This is a genomic window from Luteibacter anthropi, assembly GCF_011759365.1.
GTDB classification, from domain to species: Bacteria; Pseudomonadota; Gammaproteobacteria; order Xanthomonadales; family Rhodanobacteraceae; genus Luteibacter; species Luteibacter anthropi.
The window spans coordinates 99710-122511 of the sequence record NZ_JAARLZ010000013.1; the positions used below are offsets into that span (position 1 = coordinate 99710).

Genomic DNA, 22802 nt, shown 5'->3' on the forward strand with positions numbered 1-22802 from the left:
CGCTGCGTGTGCCTCTGCATCCGCTGGGGCCGTACGTGTCGCTGGCTCGCCACGGAAGGTTGGTGTGGGAGCTGTGTCGCCGGGACATATCGGGCCGTTATCGCGGCTCCATGGGGGGCATCTTCTGGGCCTTCCTGAATCCGCTGCTGATGCTGGCGATCTATTCGTTTGTTTTCGGCTATATCTTCAAGTCGCGTTGGACGGCTGCCGAGACCGGCGATGTTCATTTCGCCATCATCCTGTTCATCGGCCTGATCGTCAGCAACTTTTTTTCCGAGTGCCTGAATCGGGCACCGATATTGATCACGTCGAATCCGAACTACGTCAAGAAAGTAATTTTCCCCCTGGAAACGCTGTCCTGGGTCACTGTGGGAACCGCCCTGTTCCATGCCTTGATCAGTAGCATCGTGCTCATCGTTGCCCTGGTAGCGACGGGCACGCACGTGGCGTCGACGGCAGTACTTTTTCCGCTGGCACTCCTCCTGTTTCTGCCGATGACAGCCGGGGTCACCTGGTTGTTCTCCGCGCTGGGCGTGTACTTTCGCGATACGCAGCAGATCATGATGGTGTTGACCACCTCGCTGGTCTTCCTTGCCCCCATCTTCTATCCACGCAGCAGCCTGCCGGCGGACTATCGCTGGATGCTTTCGCTTAACCCATTGACCTACGTCGTGGAGACGTCGCGGAGCCTGATCCTGTGGGGGCAGCTGCCGACACTGGAAGATACCCTGGTTTACGCCACGGTATCCCTGGTGGTGGCCTGGTTCGGCTGGCTTGTGTTCAATGCCACACGAAAGGGATTTGCCGATGTCATCTGACGATCTGGTCATCGACGTCCGCGACATCAGCAAGCGGTACGAGATCTATGCCAAGCCCGCCGATCGCTTGAAGCAGATGCTGGCATCGGGAGCCCGCCGCGTTACCGGTGGCCGAGAGGCACGCTTTTTCCAGGAATTCTGGGCGCTGCATGGCGTGTCCTGCCATGTGCGCCGTGGCGAATGCGTGGCGATCATCGGCCGTAACGGTTCGGGCAAGTCAACATTGTTGCAGATCATCGCCGGTACGGTCACGCCTACCAGCGGCTCGGTGAGCGTCGATGGTCGCGTGGCGGCTCTCCTTGAACTGGGCTCCGGATTCAATCCGGAATTCACGGGCCTGGAGAACGTCTATCTCAATGCGTCACTGCTGGGCCTATCCCGGGAGGACGTCGACGCCCGCCTTGATGCCATCCTCGCCTTCGCGGACATTGGCGACTTCGTACACCAGCCGGTCAAGACTTACTCGAGCGGCATGACGGTACGACTGGCTTTCGCGGTGCAGGCGCAGATCGACCCGGATGTACTTATCGTGGATGAGGCATTGGCTGTCGGCGATGCACGCTTCCAGGCCAAGTGCTTTGCCCGCCTGAAGACCCTGCGCGAGCGCGGGACGTCGATTCTCCTCGTGACGCACTCCACCGAGCAGGTGGTGACACATTGCGATCGTGCGATCCTGATCGACCACGGACACAAGCTCGACGATGGTGAGCCGCGTCCCGTGGTCAACCGCTACCTCGATCTGCTCTACGGACGTCAGCGGGTGGAGACCTCTCCTCGTACTGGCGAGCATGCGGGCGAAGCACCGGTCAATGAACAGCTTGCCAGCCTTGACGCAGCGTTCGGCGAGCGCCACGAAAGCCTGTTCGAGACACGCCCTTCGTATAATCCTTATGAGCATCGGTGGGGGGACGGACGCGCCGAGCTCATGGATTTCGCCCTGTTCTCCGGAGACGAGGCCTTCCCGCCCACGCTGCGCAGCGGCCAGGAACTGGCACTTTACGTCCGTTACCGGTTCAAGGCAGCGATAACGCGGCCGATACTGGGCATCACGCTAAAAACCAAGGAAGGATTGACGGTCTATGGGACCAATACGGAAATGACACCGACGGATGAATCCTGCTTTGTGGGTGAAGAAGGTGTTTCCGGCGTGGTGCTCTGCCAGATCCCCATGAAATGCGCCCCTGGCGATTATTTCCTGTCGATCGGTATCGCCAGCCGTGACGGCAGTGGCGAGGCAGTGCCCCACGACCGTCGTTACGACTCGATCCACGTCTGCGTCGAGCCCGACAATCCGTTCATCGGCATTGCCGATCTACGCGCCAGGTTGCAGTTCCTATGAATAATCCAATCGATTCGACCAACAGCTTCGAGGCTTATCGGTTCGACGAAGCCTCGCAATGCTGGCTCCGTGCCGACCAGGTCCACGAGTGGGCCTATTCCGACGGCGAAGCCGTTGAAGAGAATCTCTTCCGGCTTATCGCGGAATGCGCAGATCGATCGGTGCTTTCGCCGGAGCTGGCGGCAAGGATCACGGATTGGCCGACGCGCTACTATCTGAGCGCCCGCCGCGCGAATCTGCTCCGCCCTCTCGCGGACATGCTCAAGGGCGATGTCCTTGAGATCGGGGCCGGATGTGGTGCGATCACACGTTATCTCGGTGAAACGGCCGCGTCGGTTGTCGCGATCGAGCCTTCGCCCCGTCGTGCCCGTGTGGCTGCCAAGCGTTGCGAAGACCTGCCCAACGTCAGTCTCGTGGTCGATAACCTCGAGGCCTTCCAGACCAGTGCTTCGTTCGACGTGGTGACGCTCATCGGCGTGCTCGAATACGCGGAGCGCTTCTCGGATCGTCCGGATGCGGCGGCTCACTGGCTCGCCTGCGCGCGTCGTCTGCTCAAGCCAAATGGCATCCTGCTTGTCGCCATCGAAAATCAGCTCGGGCTGAAGTACTTCGCCGGCGCTCCGGAGGATCACCTCGGCCGGCCCATGCTTGGACTCTCCGATCTCTACGGCAAGAGTGGCGCGCGGACCTACGGGCGCGATGCCATCGAGGCGTTGATGCGCGATGCAGGCTTTGTCGACGTGGCCTTTGCATTGCCTTTCCCCGACTACAAACTACCTACATCGGTATTGCTCGCCCAGGGTGACGACGCAATGCCAGGTTTCGATGGAGGCGCCGCGCTGGCTGCAGCATCGGCCATCAAGGATCCTCAGCTGGGAAGGCCTCCGTTGTTCGCCATTGACCGCACCTGGTCGGTCATAGCGCAGAACCGGCTGCTGGTCGACATGGCAAACTCATTCCTTGTCGTTGCCCACAATGCGGCGGCGGCACAGCCTTTCGGGCCAGCGAATGATGCCGTATCCGGATATCACTTCTCCGTCGAACGCCGGCGTGCTTTCGTCAAGGAAGCGCGCTTCGAGCGCGGTGAAGGCGGTGGCTGGGTCAGGCGACGGTTCCTTGCCGACAGCGAGGCGCGCGAGATCGGGGGCTTTACATGCCGCCCGGTCGACGAATCGTATTTGAGTGGAAACACCGTTTCCCAAAGCATCTACGAAATTATGCTGCAGGATGGCTGGCGCATCGCCGATGTGAGTAACTGGGTGCGGGGTTGGCTCGATGCGGTCGCCCTGCATGTCGGCATTGACTTGGATACGCTACGTGCGTCCAGTTACAGCGCCGAATTGATGCTTCCTGGCAATGTGCTGGACCTGGTACCCCACAATCTTGTCCAGCAATCCGATGGCCAGTCGCGTTTCATCGATCTCGAGTGGGAGTTCTCAGAAGCGATATCCCTCGGTTACCTGGCCTTTCGTGGATTGCTCGAGGTTGTGTCCGGGTGTGTGTCCGTCGCACGACCCTATGACGAACGACACGCCCAGGTTGCCCATTTTGTAGCAGATGCCATGCGTGAAACAGGGGCAGACCTGCTCCTGCTCCCGTCTGATATCGATCGTTATATCGAGATGGAGCGTCGTTTCCAGGAAGCCGCCACGGCGCAGCCTTCCGGCCTGACCTTGCAGATGTTCGAGGAAGGCAGGCTGCCCGTTTCCGTGTCCTCCCAGGTCGAGGGCTCACTGGTACCGGCCATCTCGCATATGCGCGATGTCGAGGAGCACCTGGCGAGCCTGCAGGCGCATCATGATGATCTCATTGCCGAACATGGCAAGGTGGCCGCATGGGCACATCAGGTGGATTCGGAGCTGAGCGACGTCAGGGGCCGGTACGCGGGCCTCGTGGCGGAACACGAAGAAGTGGCGACCTGGGCAAAGAGCCTCGACTCGCAGGTCGAACTGGCGATGGAGCGACTGGATGCATTGATCCAGCTGGCTGAGGATGAAGGCGACGTCGATGGCGCTACCCTCGGTGCCTACATGCTGGAAGTGGTGACGCTACGCCGTAATCTTGGCCTTGCGAAACGACGAGGCGATCGCCTTGCTGCCGACATTGCAGCGCTGGAACGCAGCGTGACTGTTGATTCACAGGTGTCAGACGAGCTTCGCGGTGAGCTCATGGCCACCCAGCAGCGTATCGGCGAACTCTCCTCGAGGAATGAGCAGCTGGAGGTGTCGCTGGAGAATTCCAGACAGCGCTCGCATGAGCTGGAAAAAGAGCTCGTGCGGCTGCGTCGCGTCCTCCAGGGTGCCTATGTCAACGAAAATGGAAGCAAGGACCTCGTCGAATCCCTCACGTTGCAACATGAGACAGATGAGGCACTCATCGCTTCTCTGCGCATGGAGCACAGCCACGCGGCTGATGAGGTTGAGCGCGCGCATTCTCGTGAGAAGGCATCCGCGGATGACCTGAGAAATGCACTTCGCCGGCTTTCCGTACTCGAGTCCGAACTGGCACATGCACGAAGCGAATTCGACACCATCATTGCATCGAAGTCCTGGCATCTGACCAAGCCGATCCGGTTCGGCATGCGCGTGCTGCGTGGCGACTGGGCGGGTGTGGTGGATTCCCTGCGAGGAAAGCGCTGGGTGCAGTCAAGGGCGCTTGGCTTCGTCAGGAAGCCGGCCAAGCGGTTCCTCATGTCCCGGCGCCGGCCGATCGTTCCGCTTCAGACCATTTCCATGCACGCCGAGGGCGATCCGCGCCATCTGCTCGAAGGAGTTTCCTTTCAGCAAGTGGATCAGCCCGAAGTGAGCATCATCATTCCGGCATACGGCCGGCTTGACCATACAGCTGCCTGCGTGAAATCCATTCACGCGAACCTTCCGCGTGTGTCCATTGAGGTAATTGTTGCGGAAGACGCGTCGGGTGACCCGGACATTGGTGCGCTGGCCGGTGTCCCGGGACTGCGCTATTACGAGAATCCGACCAACCTCGGCTTTCTCCGCTCTTGCAACCACGCGGCGAAGCAAGCAAAGGGACACTACGTCTACTTCCTCAACAACGATACGGAAGTTACGGCAGGTTGGCTTGATTCACTGGTGGATACCGCCCGTCGCTGGCCTGCTTGCGGCATGGTGGGTTCCAAGCTGGTGTATCCGGATGGGCGGCAGCAGGAAGCCGGCGGCATCGTCTGGAAAGATGCCAGTGCCTGGAACTATGGCCGCCTGGATGATCCCACCCGGAGCATCTACAACTACACCCGCGAAACCGACTACATCTCCGGCGCGTCGATCATGCTTGAGCGTAGTCTTTTCGAATCCTTCGGTGGATTCGACGAACTGTACTTGCCTGCCTACTTCGAGGACACCGATCTTGCTTTCAAGGTCCGGGCGGCAGGATTGAAGGTCGTTCTCGAGCCCAAGTCAGTGGTTGTGCATTACGAGGGCATTTCGCACGGCACGGATACTAATTCAGGCATCAAGGCTTATCAGGTCGAGAACCAGAAGAAGTTCCGTGAACGCTGGTGTGATGTCCTTGATCGGGATCATCTGGAGAACGCGGATCGCCCTTTCCTGGCCCGAGATAGAAGTCAGCTGAAAAAGGTTGTTCTGGTCATTGATCATTACATTCCGCAGCCAGACCGCGATGCCGGATCGAGAGCAATGCATCAGCTCCTGCTGCTCCTGGTCTCTCATGGTTACTCGGTGAAATTCTGGCCTGAGAACATGTGGCACGATGAAATTTACGCTCGTCCGCTGCAGGATGCAGGCATCGATGTGATGTATGGCGGCGAATACGTGGGTGCGTTTGACCGATGGATAGCAGAGAACGGGCGTTCCATCGACGCGGTGATATTCAGTCGCCCCCACGTAAGCGTGAACTTTGTAGACGCGGTGGCTGCCCATAGCGACGCGAGGCGTCTCTACTATGGACACGATATTCACCATCTTCGTCTTGCGGAGCAGATGAAAGTGGAGCCGTCGCCTGAGGGAATGGCGGAGATGTCCCGATTCAAGCAAATGGAAGAGTTTTTATGGACCAAGATGGACGGGATCTATTATCCGTCCGATCTCGAGTCGGCCTATGTTTCCGAATGGGCGGGGCGACACGGCGTCAATGCTGCTGTCCGTACGGTACCTTTGTACGCTTATGACGGCGTCCTGGAAGGTGTCAGGAATAATTTATCTTCCCGTTCAGGCATTCTCTTTGTTGCAGGATTCGGCCACCCGCCCAATGCGGATGCGGCCGAGTGGTTCGTCAGCAAAGTGCTGCCCCTGGTTCGTATGCGTTTTCCTCAAGCCAGCGTGATTTTGGCTGGCTCCAACCCTAGCGAGCGTGTCCGCGATCTCCAGTCAATCTATGTCACGGTGACCGGATTTGTATCCGATGATCGTCTGGAGGAACTGTATCGTGAGGCAAGGGTGGCCGTGGCGCCTCTGCGTTTTGGTGGAGGAATGAAGGGGAAAGTGCTCGAGGCCATGCGTCACGGGCTCCCCATGGTTACGACCAGTACGGGTATGCAGGGGCTTGCGGACGCTGCTTCCTTCATGTGCGAGGCTGATGACGCCGAGACGTTTGCCAGGCACATCGTGAGCCTCATGGAAGACGACATCGATTGGTTGGATCGATCGCGATCCGCGCAGATATTCATCCAAAATAATTTTTCGGCAGAAACGGTGTTCAGGGCCCTGGCCCAAGAGCTTCCGTCGATGCCAATCAAGGGGTTGTGAAGTGATGAAATACCAGGTCTCCGTACTACTGGTGTTGCTTGGCCTGATCAGCGGGTGCGGGCACTCGATGTGCGATATTCCGCCGAAAGAGACAAGCAATATCTCTACCGACCATCCCGCAGCTAATAATGCCGAACTTCAGGTGATGGACTACGGCCCTCGTGTAGCCAAGGCAGGGGTTGCATTCAACAAGCAACCTGATGGCTTATCGGCGATGTGGTTCAAGCTGGATAGAAGCGTAGAAGGAAGTCTGATCAACGTCCATGTGGGAGATCAGGTACTTAAAGGCGATATATCAGGACAGATGGTCACTGTGAAAATACCCGATTCAATTCACGAAAAGCCCATGGCAGTGATTATCTCGCTCGACAAGGTCGACGGTGCCAACGTCCTTAGAAGCAATGTCGTTACGCTAACCCTGGAACAGCCATGAATGAAACCAAGCTTACGTTGCATTTTGGTGTCGGGGCATGGCGCTTTCTTCTGGCAGTCCTTGTCGCAGCCTCTCACCTTTGGGTGAACATGGTTCAGGGATATGCTGCTTACGCAGTGTGGGCCTTTTTCGTGCTTAGTGGTTATCTGATGACTTTTGTCATCAAGCACAAGTACGGAGTGGACCGACGCGGGCTTAGGGATTTCGCATTCAACCGCTTTCTCCGCATCTATCCTTCCTATCTGGTGGCATTTGTATTTGGCATCGTTGTAATTCTGTGGATGCGATACAACTGTATCGAAGGTACGCGCCTCAACCCGGAATTCTTCATGCCTGAGGGGTGGGGGTGGCTCAATCCACTGACCTTGCTTCCGGTATTTCCCCATAATGGCCTTCCTGTTGCCGTTTCCAACGCATTGTCGGTTGAAATCGGAGCGTACTTTCTCATACCTCTCATGGCCCGGTCTGCGTCGACGGCCTGGATTGCAATTATTGTTTCAGCTGTTGCAACCTGGAATCTGGGATTCCAGACTTCCTCTTTTGCCGACAGGTACGTGCTTTTTCTTCCATGTCTGATGACGTTTGCAACGGGAAGTCTTATCTGTCACTACCGTGACAACCTACTTCGATTCGCTCGCCCGCGCCTAAGCTTGTTGATCTGGATGATTCACGGTGGCCTGTGGGTGAAGTGGGATTGGATCCCGTGGACCGTGGGCTTGTATACCTCCATGGTTCTATCAGCTTGGGTGACACTTTCCCTTACGGCACACAAATCCAGCAAGATTGATTCTCTCCTGGGCGACATGTCGTATCCGATATACCTGATTCACACGACGATCGGAGCCCTCTTCCTTGCTCAGTTTGGTTATGGTCGACCGTTCGTTTTCTTTGCTACTGCATTTGTGGTAACAATCGTGGTTTCACTGCTAATGGCTATTGGTCTCGAGCGGCCGTTGCATAGATTGAAGAAGAAACCACGAGTGCATGACCCAGAGACGGTTCTTGCTGCGCAGTAGTATTGGCTTGAGGTCGATCTGCATCCAATTAAAAAGGTGGCCAGATAAATCTGGCCACCTTTTTTTATGCTGGCATACCCATTGAGGTCATGGGGAGGGGTTATTCTTTGCCTGATTCATTTGGTTGGATTATCTTCGATCCAACGCAAACCATGACGATGCCGGAAGCTCGGGGAAAATACGTTCCATGGTCCCTTGGTCAACTCACCGATGACGTCTTTACGCTTCTGAGGTGTCCATGAGCATGGCACGATGTTCACCGAGCATGGCGTAGGAGTGGCCTCGGGATTCAGCCACAGGGCGTGAATCTGATCTGCCATCTGCTGATTATAAGCCCTGACGTAGGGCTGCTCGATGGCGGTTGCTTTTGCATAAACTATCCACAGGCCCACGACGCACAAGGCGCCAAACGTAATCAGACCTCGTGCTGTCTTGCTAGCTCCTCTGGACCATGCATGGGATGCCATCATCAGTACTGCAACCAGCTGCAGGGTGAAAAAAAGCGCGTACCTGGGTTGCAGCAGATAGTCGAATCCAAATTCCGGTACCCGGACAAGCAAGACTCCGGCGACTGAGCCATAGCAAATCAGCATCAGGCCTGCGGCGATGAAGGGAATTCGCTCATCCGTATGCTTTAGGAATCGCTTCCAGAACCATACAGAGATCAACAGCATCACGGCAGCGCTGAGCCATAAAGATGGCCATAGATAAGCTGGCTTGAATGCGAGGATTCGCGATGGTGACACGATGGCACCACCAAGAGGAACAACGATAACTTTCCAGCTTTCCCTCCATCCGTGGAGCAGGTTGGGCAACTTGGCGATCAAGCCGCCTCCGCCTGGATTGCCGCCAAGAAATATCAGCGTATAGAGAACTTTATAGAGTAATGCGCCGGAAAGTGAGCTGCCGATCAGTATCCAATGGCTACGCGCACCTCCGTGACGGGCATACGAGAGAAGATAAAGCAAGGATATGGCGGCTACAGCCATAATCCCCACGGTATCCATAAGGGCGCAGCCTATGAAGACGGCGATGAGAAGCCGCAGTGGATGGCCCTTTTGTCGACATCTGTCGGCGTAAGCTATCAGTAGCACAGCGCCGAGAATATCGGCAAAAACAAGCGTAACGAGCGACCAGTCGAATACATTTCGTGCATTCAGCGTAAATACTGCGGCAAAGATGGAAACCAAGAGAAGAGCAGAGAACCATGGTTTCTGTGCTGCCTTTTGAAATGGTTCATTTGCTACGTATACGCAGAACGCAGCCAGCCCAGCAGCAAATATACATCCGATGACGCCTTCGACACCGAAGTCCATCTGGAACAGCACCATGTGCAGCCACAATACCGCTCGCTGGATCGGTTGCGAATGGTCGTAACTCAATGGACGTTTCCCGAAGAAATCATCCAGGCTCAACGTGCCGTGGTTCAGATGCGTGACAAAGCCTTCTATGAAGTTCCAGGAATCGGCAATTGCTACCGAAATACCTGCGCGATAGGCATATCGACCCACGAACCATACGAAGAACGCAGCCAGAATCCAACTGGCAGTTCCCATCAAGGAAAAGCGTAAACCAGGGGTAGGAGATAATGCTCTACTCATTGCGTCGCCTGTGCTGCAGATAGGAGGGATCCTATTGCACTGGTAATGCGTGGCATGTGTGGCTCGATGCCCAGCCAGAATGGAAGGCGCACGAGCGTATCACTGACGCGGAGCGTGACGGGGAGCTCGCCATGTGGCCGCCCGTATCGAAGACCAGCCGGTGCCGTATGAAGTGAGAGATAATGGAACACCGCCTGGATATTCTGCTCACGAAGCTTGGCAATGAGCTCGGTGCGGGCCTCAAGGTCTTCCATGAGCATATAGTACATATGTGCATTGTGACGGCATGAGTCAGGGATGGACGGCCGCCGTACCGGAAGCCCTGACGTTCGGGCCCACATATCGTACTGCTCCCAGATAGCTAGCCTGGCTTCGGTGATTTGCTTGCCGGCATCGAGCTGAGCCATCAGGAAGGCCGCTGTGATTTCACCCGGGAGGAACGAGGACCCGACATCGACCCAGGTGTACTTGTCGACCTGCCCTCGGAAGAATCGGCTGCGATTGGTTCCTTTCTCGCGAATGATCTCGGCTCTTTCAATAAAGCGTTCATCGTTGATGAGGAGTGCGCCGCCTTCACCGGAAATGATGTTCTTCGTTTCGTGGAAGCTGAGCGCAGCAAGATGGCCGATGCTACCTAAAGGGCGTTCTTTGTACGTGGAGTAAATTCCCTGCGCGGCATCTTCAATGACGAAAAGTCCATGGCGAGCAGCGATCGCCATGATTTCATCCATCTCGCATCCAACGCCTGCATAATGAACTACGCAGATCGCCTTCGTCCGGCTGGTGATCGCCGACTCGATGAGGCGTTCATCGATATTCAGCGTGTCTTCTCGAATATCCACGAAAACAGGCACTGCACCGCGCAGTACAAAGGCATTGGCCGTGGAAACGAACGTAAACGAGGGCATGATCACTTCATCGCCCGGTTGTAGGTCGAGAAGGATGGCGGCCATCTCGAGGGCGGCGGTGCACGAATGGGTCAGTAGCACCTTGTTGCTGCCCGTGATTTTTTCTAGTTGTGCATGACAGCTTCGCGTGAACGGGCCGTCACCGGAAAGATGTCCATTGGCATGGGCCTTGGCAATGTTATCGAGCTCCTTTCCAGTCATGAAGGGCTTGTTGAATGGAATGTTTTCCATGGTGTTCATATCCTGGTAAAGAAGAGTAGACCGAAAATAATCAGCGCAAGGCCGATCAGTTTGGACGTTGTAAATGACTCGCCGAACAAAGGCACTGCGATAAGGCCCACCAGCACGAAATTGAGTGCCATGAACGGGTAGGCTCGGCTTAGTTCCATTTTGCTGATGGCCGCCATCCAGGCAAGGGATGCGCCAAAAGCAGCAGCGAATGCACTGATCACCCAAGGGTTCAGCAGCAATCGCAAGTAAAAGGACAGGCCGATGCTTTCTCCTGGGAGCGGGGCATGCAGGCCCACTTGCCACTTGAGCATAAGCTGACCATATACGGTCAGAAGAATCGTGAGTGCGATGAAGATATATGCCATGGCTTATGAATGACGCTCTTGTTGGGCCTGATGCACAGGGGGGGCATGGTTTTCGGTTTTTCTGGCGATAATGTAGATAGGCCGTCCCTTGGCGCTCTCGTACACCCGGCCCAGGTAAAGACCTACTACCCCCAGGGAAAAGAGAATGATCCCGCCAAGGAGCCATACGGACAAAATCAGGCTGGTATAGCCAAGTACCATGACCTCGCCGGAGAGATAGCGCACCATTACACATGCGCCGTACAGGATTGCCCCGGCGGCGAAGGTGAAACCAAGGTATGCGGAAAGGCGAAGAGGCTTATCCGAGTAGGATAGAGTGATGTCGACAGCAAGTTTGATGAGCTTCTTCAGGCTATAGCTGCTTTTCCCTTCACTGCGTGCATCGTGCTGCACGTCGATGACGGTCTGGCGAAAACCCGCCCATTTCACCTGAATCGGAAAAGCCCTGTTAGGTTCAGGCATCTGGCGCAAGACATTGATGACCTTCTCATGGAAGATCCCGAAGTTTGCGGTTCTGGCATCATGGTGAGCATCGCTCAGGTAATTGAGCAGGCCATAGAAAATTCTCGAGCCGGCTCGTTTAAGCGTGGAATCCTGTCGTTCCTTTCGGGCTGCAAAAACAACGTCATACCCTTTCTGAGTCTCTGCATATAGGCGAGGAATTTCTTCCGGGCGGTCCTGCAGATCACAATCCATGACCACGATCCATTCCCCGCGCGCCTGCTCCAGGCCGGCGGTGATGGCGTAGTGCTGTCCAAAGTTGCGTGAAAGGAGGAAGCCTCGAACGCGACTATCTTCGGCAGCCAGCTTTTGAATCGCTTCCCATGAGGCGTCCGGGCTGGCATCGCAGACAAGCACGATTTCGTAATCGTCGGTGATGCTGGATACGCTGGCCACGACGCGCGCGTGCAAATCCTGCAGGCAACCTGCGCAGCAGTACACGGGTGAGACGACCGTGATTTTGGGTTGTAAGGAAGGCATGACTGTTCCGTTGTTGGAGCACGACTCGGGTACGAGCGTTACCCGTGGGTCAGCATGGCATTTACGTGCCATGTATCGAATGCGTGGGAAAGGCGGAGACCTTCCCTGGCCCACACGCGTTGGACGGCATAGTTGCCAACTTGCGTAGACACGCTTAGTTCTTCTATGCCGGCCTGCTTGAAATGACCCTGCGCTGTTCGCACCAGGTCGGCATATATGCCCTGGCCGACGTGCGTGCTTAGTACGCCGTTGAGAATGATCTCCGCAGATATTCCAGAGGAATCCAATCCGCAGCAGATAAAACCCACGATGGATCCCTGATCGGTGGCGACCCACGTCATCAGGTTTCTATCGGGCCGCAGGTGATTGACGGCCCATTCTGCATAGCCGGCAAGAACCTTATCCGCAGGGAATACAGGATTAGCGTGATAGTGGTTCTGGTAGCTCGCAAAGACACTCTTCGTGACTTCTCTGAGTTCGGCTTCGTCTTCAGGGGTGGCGATGCGATAGCTGGATCCAGGGCGAGATAACGCATTTATCTCACGATGCTTCAGATCCTGTGAGTAATACACCAGCGTATCGGCGTGAATCAGAGAATTCCTGGGGCCGCTGTAGCCGGACATTGCACGAATATGTTCTGCAGGCACGCGGAAAATCGCCACGTCTGCCCGGACGTTGACGATCTCTTGCCACACATCGGGCAATTGCTGAGCTGATACGTGTCCACGCCAGACCTCTATGCCGAAGCGTGCGCTATCCAGAGATGAGCGATTCAATAATGGCGGCACTTCGATGCCCATGAGTCCATCCTTTCTTTCCCCTGGGGCAGCGATGACGCTGCCCATGTATCGCGAGATCAGCCCAGGGCCGCCTCAAGTTCCGGCAACAGCTTGAACAAGTCGCCCACCAGGCCGATGTCGGCAATCTCGAAGATGGGGGCTTCGCCGTCCTTGTTGATGGCGACGATGGTGCCTGCATCCTTGATGCCGGTCAGGTGCTGGATGGCGCCGGAGATGCCCACGGCGACATACAGTTCCGGGGCGATGATCTTGCCGGTCTGGCCGACCTGGAGTTCGTTCGGCACGTAACCGGCGTCGACGGCGGCACGCGAAGCACCCACGGCGGCTCCGATCCGGTCGGCGAACTTGTAGATCACCTCGAAGTTTTCCTTCGAACCGACACCGCGGCCGCCGGAGACGACCTTGGCGGCGCCCTGGAGGTCGGGGCGGTCGCTCTTGCCCTGCTGGAGATTGACGAAGCGGGTGTGCGACGGCAGTGACACATCGAGCGACAGCGATTCGACGGACGCGTTGCCGCTGGAAGCGGCGGCCGGCCAGGAGGCCGTGCGCACGGTGGCGACGACGATCGAGGCGGCATCGACTTCGACGGTCACGATGGTATTGCCTGCGTAGATGGGACGCTTGAAGCTGTGCGGGCCTTCCACGGTCATGATGTCGCTCACCTGCGACACGCCCAGCAGGGCGGCCACGCGGGGAGCGAGGTCCTTGCCGAAGGTGGTGGACGGCGCGAACACGTGGGTGTAGCCCGCCGCGGCCTTCGCGACCTGGGGTGCAAACACGGCGGCCAGCGCATGGGCGTTTTCACTGCGGGCCACGGTGAGCACGCGGCTGACACCGTCGATCTTCGCGGCTTCGGCGGCGACGGCGTCGGGTGTGTCCGAGAGCACGATGATATCGATGGCTTCCGGCTTGACGGCCGCAGCGGCGCTGACGGCACGGGCCGTGGAAGCGTTGAGCTTGCCATCGAGGTGTTCGGCGATAACGAGGATCTTGGTCATGTCGATTCTCCGGTCGGCTGCCTTACAGCAGGCCCTTCTGCTTGAGGGCCGCGACGAGCTCGGCGGCGTCCTTCACCATCACGCCCTTGCTGCGCTTGGCGGGCGCGGCATAGTGGGTGGTCTTGATGTGATCGGCCGCATCGACGCCGAGGGAGCCCAGTTCGATCACGTCGATGGGCTTGGACTTGGCCTTCATGATGTCGGGCAGCTTGATGAAGCGCGGCTCGTTGAGGCGCAGGTCGGTGGTGACCACGGCAGGTAGTTCGGCTTCGATGGTTTCGAGGCCGGCGTCGACTTCGCGGGTGACCGTGGCCTTGCCGTCGGCGATCTCGAGCTTGCTGGCGAAGGTGGCCTGCGGGCGGTCCCACAAGGCAGCCAGCATCTGGCCGGTCTGGTTGGCGTCGTCGTCGATGGCCTGCTTGCCCAGGATCACAAGACCGGGCTGTTCCTTCTCGACCAGCTTCAGGAAGGTGCGGGCGGCGGTGAGCGGGGAGACACCATCGGCCGTCTGCACGTGGATGGCCCTGTTGGCACCCATGGCGAGGCCGTTGCGCAGGTGCGCGGTGAGATCGGCCGGACCGATGCCCACGACCACCACTTCTTCGGCGAGGCCCTTTTCGCGCAGGCGCAGGGCTTCTTCCAGGGCAATATCGTCAAACGGGTTGGCGGAGAGCTTCACGCCGTCCGTGACGACGCCGGTGCCGTCCGGCTTGACCTGGATGCGGACGTTGTAGTCCACCACGCGCTTGTAGCCGACCAGAATCTTCATTCGCGTTTCCTATGCAGGGCGCCTGGGCTCGTGCCCGGGCCAATGATTGACCCTGCATTCTAGCGAATCGCCCCGTTCCTTGTCTGACGCGGCGCCGCAGGCGAAACGGGCCCTTCAGCCGGTCAGGGCGGCCCGCAGCGCTTCGCTGGCGGCCTGCCAGGAGAAATGGGCCGTTACGTGCTCGAGGGAGCGATCTGACAGTCCCATCCACAGTCCGGCATCCGTGGCCAGGCGCAACGTGGCGTCTGCCATGGCCTCGGGGGTATCGGCCACCAGCACGTCGATGCCATCGTTCAGGTGCATGCCTTCGACGGCGATCGGGGTGCCGATGACCGGCAGGCCGTGACTCATGGACATGTTGATCTTGCCTTTCACCCCCGCACCGAAGCGCAGCGGGGCCATCGAAGCCAGGCAGGTATCCATGAGGGGACCGAGATCGGGAACCCGCCCGTGCATGGTCAGACCGCGTTCCGACAGCGACTGGCGTATATCGGCCGGGACATCGCCTGCCACGTGGATCTGGATCGACGGATCCCTGCTGCGCAGGGCCGGGAGAATGGCGGAGGCCATCCATTCCATGGCATCCGCATTCGGCGGGTGGCCATGGCCGCCCACGAACAGCAGGTCGCGACGGCCTTCGAAGCCATGGCGGCGCCCGTGAACTTCGTGGATGTTGGAGAGCATCGCGACATGGGCCGATGGCAGCAGCCGGGACAGCAGTTCGCGTTCGTATTCGCTCACCACGAAGGTGGTATCCACCGTGGCGATCAGGTCGAGCTCCTGTTTTCGCGTCACCTCGGCCTGCCGTGCGATGGCGGCACTGCCGGCCTGCTTTGCGGCACGCTCCTCACGGAGAAAGTGCAGGTCGACCGTATCGAAGATGAGCCGGGCCTGCGGCGCGTGCCTGCGCACGAACGGTGCGTATTGCATGGCGACCGTGTGCCGGCAGAGGATCGCGGCATGCAGCTGGCTGCCGTATACCGCAAGCCACGCAGGAATACTCAAGGTCGCTGGCGCTACGGCCACTTCGATGCCGTGGCTGCCCAGCTCGCGAATGGCTTCGTCGCTTGCGTGGCCGTCATCGGGTGCGAATACGACGTGCCAGCCGTCGGTGACGAGCAGTCGCATCAGCGAAATCAGACGAAGAGAGCCTGAATCCCGGGACGCGTCGGGCATGGCGATGTCCGAAACCAGGATCATTCCACGTTGTCGGGATGCGTTGACATCGGCAAGGGCCGTTCCGGCGGCGGGCTGCCTTTCGAGTTCTTTTTTCCACTTCTCGGCGAAGGTGCGCTGGTTGATCGCCTGGAACCGTTTCATGCCGGATGCCTGCGCCCCTGCCGAACTGATGCCTTCGGCATGTATCACCACGCTGTCCGGGACGTAGCGAACCTGGAGCCCTGCATCGCGCACGGTGAATGCGAGGTCCGTGTCCTCGTAGTAACCAGGAGCGAAGCGATGGTCGAAGCCACCGACACGTCGGAACAGTTCCACTGGAATGGCGAGGGACGCACCGGACACGTAATCGACGGTACGGGTATAACGGAAGGCGGGTGACCTGCGATTCTCGAATCGGCCGATATTCCAGGCCGAGGCATCGGCAAACACCCATGCGCCGGCTTCCTGGAGGCGGCCGTCGGGATACACCAGCTGACTTCCGGCGATACCGGTATCCGGAAAGCGCTCGAACGCACGCAACAGTGCATCGGCCCAGCCGGAAGTGACCTGGGTATCATTGTTCAGGAAGATAAGGACGCTACCGCGTGCGGCGGCGGCACCGGCGTTACACGAGCCCACGAAACCGAGATTCTGCTCGTTGCGCAGCAAGCGTAGTCCGGCAGCTGCCGCGAGAACGGTTGCCGTATTGTCCGGCGAGGCATCGTCGACGACGATCACTTCGAAGGGTACGCCAGGCGGGGCATACCGGATCGAATGCAGGCAGGCCAGGGTGTATTCGATCTTGCCGTAGACCGGAATGATGATCGATACCGCCGGCGAAGCGGAGGTCGGAAGTGTCAGCGGGCCAAAGGTCGAGTCCAGCGGAAGCAACTGGAGCGAATCGTCTTCGGTAGGGCGTTTTTCGAGGCTGGATGAAATACGAACCAGCGTGCCCCGCCAGCCGCGCAGCGCGATGCTGGTGCGTACCCGCTGGAGCAGGGAACGCATGCGCCGATAGCGCCAGGAAAGGTAGTTCGACACGTAAGGCCCGCCTGGAGATGGATGGGACATTCTACCGGCAGGCGCGTGGCCGGGTATCGCGCGTCAGGCTGCGGGGCGAGCGCTACGCGACCTCGCCCCGCCAAGGATCAGAGGTTCTGGTAATTCGGCCCCGAGCCGCCTTCCGGCGTCACCCAGGTGATGATCTGGTAAGGGTCCTTGATATCGCAGGTCTTGCAGTGCACGCAGTTAGCCGAATTGATCTGCAGGCGCTTGCCCGCTTCGTCCTGCACGATCTCGTACACGCCAGCCGGGCAAAAGCGCTGGCAGGGGTTGCCGTACTCGGTGGTGCACCGGTCGACGCAGATCGAGGTGTCGGCCACCTCCAGGTGAACCGGCTGGTCTTCGTCGTGCTCGGTGGCGGCGAAGTAAACACTGGCGAGGCGGTCACGCGGTGCCAGCGTGCGCTCCACGTAATCCTTTTTCGGTGCCTCGTACTTGCCGAGCTTGTGCAGCGACGACCAGTCGGCGTGGTTTCTCAGGGTCCACGGCGACTTGCCGCCAGTGACGGTTTCCCAGGCCGCATTGATGAGGCCCCACCACAGCCCCTTGTTGAAACCGGGGCGGATATTGCGGACCTTCTTCAGCTCGTCGACCACGGCCGAGCTGCGCAGCTTCGCGTCCCAGCCCTTGCTGTCCAGCGACGAGGCGACCAGATGTTCGGCGGCCAGCATGCCCGAGGCGATGGCCTGGTGGGTGCCCTTGATCTTGGGCACGTTGACCAGGCCGGCCGAATCGCCGACGAGGACCGCGCCAGGCATTTCTACCTTCGGCAGTGACTGGAAGCCGCCTTCGACGATGGCGCGCGCGCCGGCCGACACGATGTTGCCGCCTTCGAGCAGGCCCTTCACGTTTGCATGGTGCTTGAACTGTTGGAACGCTTCGAAGGGCGAGAACTCCGGATCGGGATAATCCAGACCCACGACGAAGCCCACCGCCACGCGGTCGTGATCGAGGTGATAGAGGAAGCTACCGCCGTAGGTGTCGCTGGCCAGCGGCCAGCCCGTGGTGTGCACCACCTTGCCCGGTTCAACGCGGCCCGGCGGAAGCTGCCAGAGCTCCTTGATGCCGATGCCGTAGGTCTGCGGGTCGCTGTCCTTGTCCAGGTCGAATTTCTTGATCAGGGTCTTGCTGATGTGGCCGCGGCAGCCTTCGGCCAGCACGGTCACCTTCGCGCGGATGTCGATACCCTCGGTGTAACCGGGCTTGTGCGTACCGTCGCGCGCGATGCCCATGTCGCCGATGCGCACGCCGTTGACCGCGCCGGCCTCGTCGAACAGTGCCTCGGCAGCGGCGTAACCCGGAAAGACATCGACGCCCAGCGCTTCGGCCTGCGGTGCGAGCCATGCGCACATGGCGCCCAGGCTCACGATGACGTTGCCGTGGTTGTTCATCTGCGGAGGGGTCACGGGCAGCTTCGAGCCGCTCGCGTGGTCGCGCAGGATCCAGAACTCGTCCGTCGACACCGGCACGCAGACCGGCGGCGGGTTGCTGCGCCACTCGGGCAGCAGGCGGTCGAGCGGCGCGGTTTCGATCACCGCGCCGGACAGGATCTGGGCTCCGATGGTGGATGCCTTTTCAATGACGCAGACGGATACGTCCGGGTTGAGCTGTTTCGTACGAATCGCAAACGCCAGGCCGGAGGGTCCGGCACCGACGACGACGATGTCGTATTCCATGGTTTCGCGTTCGCTCATGGCTGGCTTACTCAAACTCGGCTGGCGGGGAAGGGCGGGCACCTCCCCGGCGCCCGCATGACCGTTCATTGTCCGGTTTCACCGGCGGAGGGGCAAATGGCTGTTTCAAACGGTTCATGCTGCGCTGCGGGGGCTTGCATGCTCTTCACATACCGCGTTCATAATCGTCTCACGCGCACACGGAGATCCCATGAACACGATGCCACCGGTCGCCGAGACCGACATGCGCCGCGCCACGCTGCTGCAGACGCTGCACTGGCTTGCCATTGGCCGGATCCAGCCCCAGGCCCTGGCCGATGTCTACCAGGACGCCATCGAGCGCCTGAACCCCCGCCTCAATGCCTACGTCGACTTCAGCGTATCGCTGATCCAGGAACAGTCTGCCGCGGCGGACCGCCGCCGCCGCGATGGCGTCATCGGGCGCCTGGACGGCCTGCCGATCGCCATCAAGGACAACTTCGACGTCGCCGGTGTCACCACCCGCGCCGGCATGCGGCGCCGCAGCGTCGTGCCGGAAGAAGACGCCCACATCGTGGCGCGCCTGCGCGCCTCCGGCGCCGTCCTGCTGGGCAAGACCAACATGGACGAAGGTGCGCTGGGGCTTGCCACGAACAATCCTTTCCATGGCGCGACGCACAATCCGCATCGTCATGGATACACCGCTGGCGGCTCGTCGGGCGGTGCGGCGGCGGCCGTCGCCTCCGGCATGGCGGTGGCCGCCATCGGCTCGGACAGCCTCGGCTCGATCCGCGTGCCGGCGAGCTACTGCGGCGTCTATGCCCTGAAACCGACCCATGGCGAGATTTCCGCCCGTGGTCTGGTGCCCGCCGCGCGCCGCCTGGATGCCGTGGGCCTGCTGGCGCGGGGTGTAGACGACCTCACCGTGCTGTTGCAGACCCTGGCCGGCTACGACGCTGACGATGCCCGCTCCCGTCGCCGCCGCGTTGCCTTCTCGCCGCCCGACTGGGAGCCGGGCAACCTGCGCACCGGTTTCCTGCCCGACCTTGCGGCCGTCGGTGTCGATACGGATGTGTGCGATGTCTTCAACGCGGCGCTGGGCCAGCTGAAGGGGGAGCTCGGCGAGCGTCGCCAGGTCGATTTCTCCGACTGGGATTTCGCCCGCACCCGCCGGGCGGGCCTGTTGCTGATGGAAGCAGAGATGCTTCATACCTTCGCTGCCGAACTGGCCGACGAGGCCTATCCGGTATCGGCGGGCTTCCGGCAGATGGTGGAATTCGCGGCGAACAAGTCCGCCGCTGATTACGTGGCTGCCGATCTCGTGCTCGACGCCGCCACCCTCAAGATGCGTCGCCTGTTCGCGCAGGTGGACGTACTGGTGTTGCCGACGACACCGCAGGGTGCCTTCCCGCTCGACGGCCCGGCCCCTGCCTCGCAGGCCGACCTGTGCAGCTTTGCGAGTCTCGCCGGTTGTCCGTCAGTCAGCATCCCCATGGGTTTCCTGCCCAATGGATTGCCCATCGGCATGCAGCTGGTCGGTGCGCGTGGTTCGGACCTGCGCCTGCTGGAGCTGGCGGCCGTATGCGCATCTTCGCTCGACGCCGAGCCGGCCTATCCGGTGGAGCCTGCCTGACCACCTGGCAAGCCATCGGCCTGCCCGGCGCGGACGTCACGTTCGCGCCGGACTGGCTTGAGCGCGTCGAGGCCGACGCGCTGTTTGCTGTGCTTCACGACGAGATTCCATGGGAGGTGCATCGCCTGCGTATGTTCGGTCGCTGGGTGGATGCGCCGCGCCTGAATGCGTGGCTGGGTGATCCGGGGGCGAGCTACCGGTATGCCGGCAACACCTTCGAGCCTTCGCCCTGGACGCCGACGCTGCTTGCATTGCGCGAGCGGGCAGAAGCGGCCTGTGGCGTGCGCTTCAACAGTGTGCTGGCGAATCTGTACCGCCATGGCGGTGAATACATGGGCTGGCATGCCGACGATGAAAAGGAACTGGGCCCGGAGCCGGTCATCGCATCCGTCAGCCTCGGCGCGCAGCGCACGTTCCGCTTTCGTGCGAGGGCAGGCGGCGATCCTGTCGCAGTAGAGCTTACCCACGGCAGTCTTCTACGCATGGGAGCCGGCACACAACGTCTCTACAAGCACGACATGCCGGTGCGTAAACGCATAGCGACGCCACGCCTCAACCTGACCTTCCGCTGGATCGAACCCGCGCCAGCCACCGAAACGCCGCTACCGCCTCTGTAGGAGCGCGCCTCGCGCGCGACCGTCCTCAATATCCATCCTCGCGAACGAAGCCTTGCGACGATCAGGCGAGCGCTCTACCGTCCGCATGTTGATGCACACCTCTTCATCTGACATCGATCCGCCGGGGCGGTCGCGCACGAGGCGCGCTCCTACAAGGGCGTAGTCGGGACCGTTGCGAACGTCCAGTCGACCACTTCGCCGGAAAGCGTGTCCATGGCCCTGCCAAAAGCCTCGACCACCTGCGGCACCTCCTTCCCGGCCACCGGTTCGCTGACCTCGAAGCGCCGGCTGCCCACGATGCGATGCTTGCGCGTATCGGCGATGACGGCGTCGTAGCGGATCGTCACCACGGGCTTGCCGTCCACGTAATCGGACTGGAACGCGGCCAGGCCACCACCCAGTTCGTAATCGGCGGCGAGGTTTCCGTCGTCGGTGCTCAGCGCGGGAATACGCCCCGTGTCGCGCAAGGCATTCGCGAGACGGTCGCGGAACAGATGCGGCCCGGTGTCGCTCCAGCGTGCGCCGGCATAGACAGTGATGGTGTTGGCCTGCGGCACGACCGCGATACGCGGGGTGTCGAGCACGCGCGGGGCATTCGGCGAGGCGACGCGCAGCGCCCAGCTTACCGGGGCGGGTGCCTGAGGCCGTGCGCCAGGTGCGGCAGGCAACGTGTACACCTTCGACACCTCCTGCTTCGGCAGGATCGAGCACGCAGACAGCAGGGCGAACAGCGGCAGGGCGAGGCGGGCGCGGGTCATGGGGTGAACTCCTGGGTCTTTTCGCGGCCGAACAGGTAACCGCTGGGGTTTTCGTCGAGGCGGCGGGTGATCGAGCGCAGCGAGCCCAGCGTGTCGCGCAGTTCGCGCAATGCCGGTGCCAGTTCGCCCAGGCTGGCGGCGCCACCGTTGATGGCGTCGCTGTTGTCGTTGAGCAGGCGGTCGATCGAGCTCATGGAGCGTTCCAGCGAGGCCATCGCCCGCTGCGCGCTCTCCAGTGTGGCCTTGCCCTGGCCTTCGACGAGGCCGTTGGCGTTGTGTACGAGTTTCTGGCTTTCGGCCAGGGTGTCGTTGGCCTGCTTCGTGGTGACGGCGAGCTGCTTGATCAGCGTGCGGATGTCTTCGCGCTCGTCTGAAATGACGCCCGTGGTGCGGTCCAGGTGATCGAGGATGTGCTCGATGCGGTGGACGTTGTCTTTCGACAGCAGCTGGTTCGCCCGCGCGGCGGCCTGGTTGATATTGGTGATGAGATCTTCGCCGTTGGACAGCAATCGCGCCAGCGGTGACGGGTCGGCGACGATGACCGGCACCTCGCCGTCGTGGCCCACGAGCAAGGCGCTGCCGGGTGACCCGCCGGAAAGCTGGATGATCGCCACGCCGGTGACACCGGTGAGGGCAAGCTTCGCGTGGGTATCACGGCGCAGCGGCGTGTCGCCGGTGACGCGGATGCGCGCCAGCACGCGACGCGGATCTTCCGGGTCGAGCTTCAGCTGCATCACGTCGCCGAGCCGGATGCCGTTGTACTGCACGGCGCCACCGCGCGAGAGCCCGGTGACGGCCTCGTTGAAGACGACGTCGTAGTAGTTCCACTCCTGGTCGGAGTGCGCCTTGGCCAGCCAGACGCCGAAGATCAGGCCGGCGATCACGACGATCACCGTGAACAGGCCGATCAGGATGTGATGGGCACGGGTTTCCATGGAG

Annotated in this window: 18 protein-coding genes; 7 read left to right on the forward strand and 11 right to left on the reverse strand. The window is 60.2% G+C overall.

What is annotated here, in order from left to right; all coding sequences use genetic code 11:
- The first annotated feature begins 35 nt into the window (after positions 1-35).
- The 5 genes from HBF25_RS19525 to HBF25_RS19545 are packed head-to-tail and all read left to right on the forward strand — an operon-like array spanning position 36 to position 8330.
- Entirely contained in the window at positions 36-818 is a 783-nt protein-coding gene (locus HBF25_RS19525; protein ID WP_341778181.1) for an ABC transporter permease, read from the forward strand.
- The gene (locus tag HBF25_RS19530; protein WP_166951651.1) at positions 808-2157 is read left to right on the forward strand and encodes an ABC transporter ATP-binding protein; all 1350 of its coding nucleotides are present in this window, start codon (positions 808-810) and stop codon (positions 2155-2157) included. Before HBF25_RS19525 ends, HBF25_RS19530 begins: the two co-directional genes overlap by 11 nt.
- A complete protein-coding gene (locus HBF25_RS19535) occupies positions 2154-6881 on the forward strand; it encodes a glycosyltransferase (RefSeq protein WP_166951654.1) in 4728 nt (1575 codons plus the stop codon). Before HBF25_RS19530 ends, HBF25_RS19535 begins: the two co-directional genes overlap by 4 nt.
- Positions 6882-6885: 4 nt before the next feature.
- Positions 6886-7314, forward strand: a complete 429-nt coding sequence (locus HBF25_RS19540; RefSeq protein WP_166951656.1) for a hypothetical protein — start codon at positions 6886-6888, stop codon at positions 7312-7314.
- A complete protein-coding gene (locus tag HBF25_RS19545; protein ID WP_166951658.1) occupies positions 7311-8330 on the forward strand; it encodes an acyltransferase family protein in 1020 nt (339 codons plus the stop codon). Before HBF25_RS19540 ends, HBF25_RS19545 begins: the two co-directional genes overlap by 4 nt.
- A gap of 116 nt (positions 8331-8446) precedes the next feature.
- Here HBF25_RS19545 and HBF25_RS19550 read toward each other — a convergent pair whose 3' ends face one another.
- The 9 genes from HBF25_RS19550 to HBF25_RS19590 form a co-directional block, all read right to left on the reverse strand.
- Entirely contained in the window at positions 8447-9931 is a 1485-nt protein-coding gene (locus tag HBF25_RS19550) for a hypothetical protein (protein ID WP_166951660.1), read from the reverse strand.
- On the reverse strand, positions 9928-11070 hold the full coding sequence (gene rffA, locus HBF25_RS19555; RefSeq protein ID WP_166951662.1) for a dTDP-4-amino-4,6-dideoxygalactose transaminase: 1143 nt from the start codon (positions 11068-11070) through the stop codon (positions 9928-9930). The genes HBF25_RS19550 and rffA overlap by 4 nt, the downstream gene beginning before the upstream one ends.
- A gap of 5 nt (positions 11071-11075) precedes the next feature.
- The gene (locus HBF25_RS19560) at positions 11076-11435 is read right to left on the reverse strand and encodes a DMT family transporter (RefSeq protein WP_166951664.1); all 360 of its coding nucleotides are present in this window, start codon (positions 11433-11435) and stop codon (positions 11076-11078) included.
- A 3-nt stretch (positions 11436-11438) separates the two neighbouring features.
- On the reverse strand, positions 11439-12416 hold the full coding sequence (locus HBF25_RS19565; protein WP_166951666.1) for a glycosyltransferase family 2 protein: 978 nt from the start codon (positions 12414-12416) through the stop codon (positions 11439-11441).
- 38 nt (positions 12417-12454) lie between these two features.
- Positions 12455-13216, reverse strand: a complete 762-nt coding sequence (locus tag HBF25_RS19570) for a GNAT family N-acetyltransferase (protein WP_166951668.1) — start codon at positions 13214-13216, stop codon at positions 12455-12457.
- Between the two features lie 56 nt (positions 13217-13272).
- On the reverse strand, positions 13273-14214 hold the full coding sequence (locus HBF25_RS19575; protein ID WP_166951670.1) for an electron transfer flavoprotein subunit alpha/FixB family protein: 942 nt from the start codon (positions 14212-14214) through the stop codon (positions 13273-13275).
- A 22-nt stretch (positions 14215-14236) separates the two neighbouring features.
- Entirely contained in the window at positions 14237-14983 is a 747-nt protein-coding gene (locus tag HBF25_RS19580; RefSeq protein WP_166951673.1) for an electron transfer flavoprotein subunit beta/FixA family protein, read from the reverse strand.
- A gap of 114 nt (positions 14984-15097) precedes the next feature.
- Complete coding sequence (locus tag HBF25_RS19585; RefSeq protein ID WP_166951674.1) at positions 15098-17149, reverse strand: glycosyltransferase; 2052 nt, start codon at positions 17147-17149, stop codon at positions 15098-15100.
- Positions 17150-17289: 140 nt separating this feature from the next.
- Positions 17290-18897 (reverse strand): electron transfer flavoprotein-ubiquinone oxidoreductase, encoded by a 1608-nt coding sequence (locus tag HBF25_RS19590; protein ID WP_166951676.1) that lies wholly within the window; start codon positions 18895-18897, stop codon positions 17290-17292.
- A 190-nt stretch (positions 18898-19087) separates the two neighbouring features.
- Between HBF25_RS19590 and HBF25_RS19595 the strand changes: the two genes are divergently transcribed.
- Both HBF25_RS19595 and HBF25_RS19600 read left to right on the forward strand, forming a co-directional pair.
- Positions 19088-20488, forward strand: coding sequence for an amidase (locus HBF25_RS19595; protein WP_166951679.1), 1401 nt, complete (start codon positions 19088-19090; stop codon positions 20486-20488).
- A complete protein-coding gene (locus HBF25_RS19600) occupies positions 20437-21105 on the forward strand; it encodes an alpha-ketoglutarate-dependent dioxygenase AlkB family protein (RefSeq protein ID WP_166951681.1) in 669 nt (222 codons plus the stop codon). Before HBF25_RS19595 ends, HBF25_RS19600 begins: the two co-directional genes overlap by 52 nt.
- Before the next feature lie 149 nt (positions 21106-21254).
- Here the strand turns inward: HBF25_RS19600 and HBF25_RS19605 are convergent, their stop codons facing one another.
- Both HBF25_RS19605 and HBF25_RS19610 read right to left on the reverse strand, forming a co-directional pair.
- Positions 21255-21863 carry an ABC-type transport auxiliary lipoprotein family protein gene (locus HBF25_RS19605; protein ID WP_166951684.1) on the reverse strand — a complete coding sequence of 203 codons (609 nt, stop codon included), beginning with the start codon at positions 21861-21863 and terminating at the stop codon, positions 21255-21257.
- On the reverse strand, positions 21860-22798 hold the full coding sequence (locus HBF25_RS19610; protein WP_166951686.1) for an MlaD family protein: 939 nt from the start codon (positions 22796-22798) through the stop codon (positions 21860-21862). The genes HBF25_RS19605 and HBF25_RS19610 overlap by 4 nt, the downstream gene beginning before the upstream one ends.
- Positions 22799-22802 lie beyond the last annotated feature (4 nt).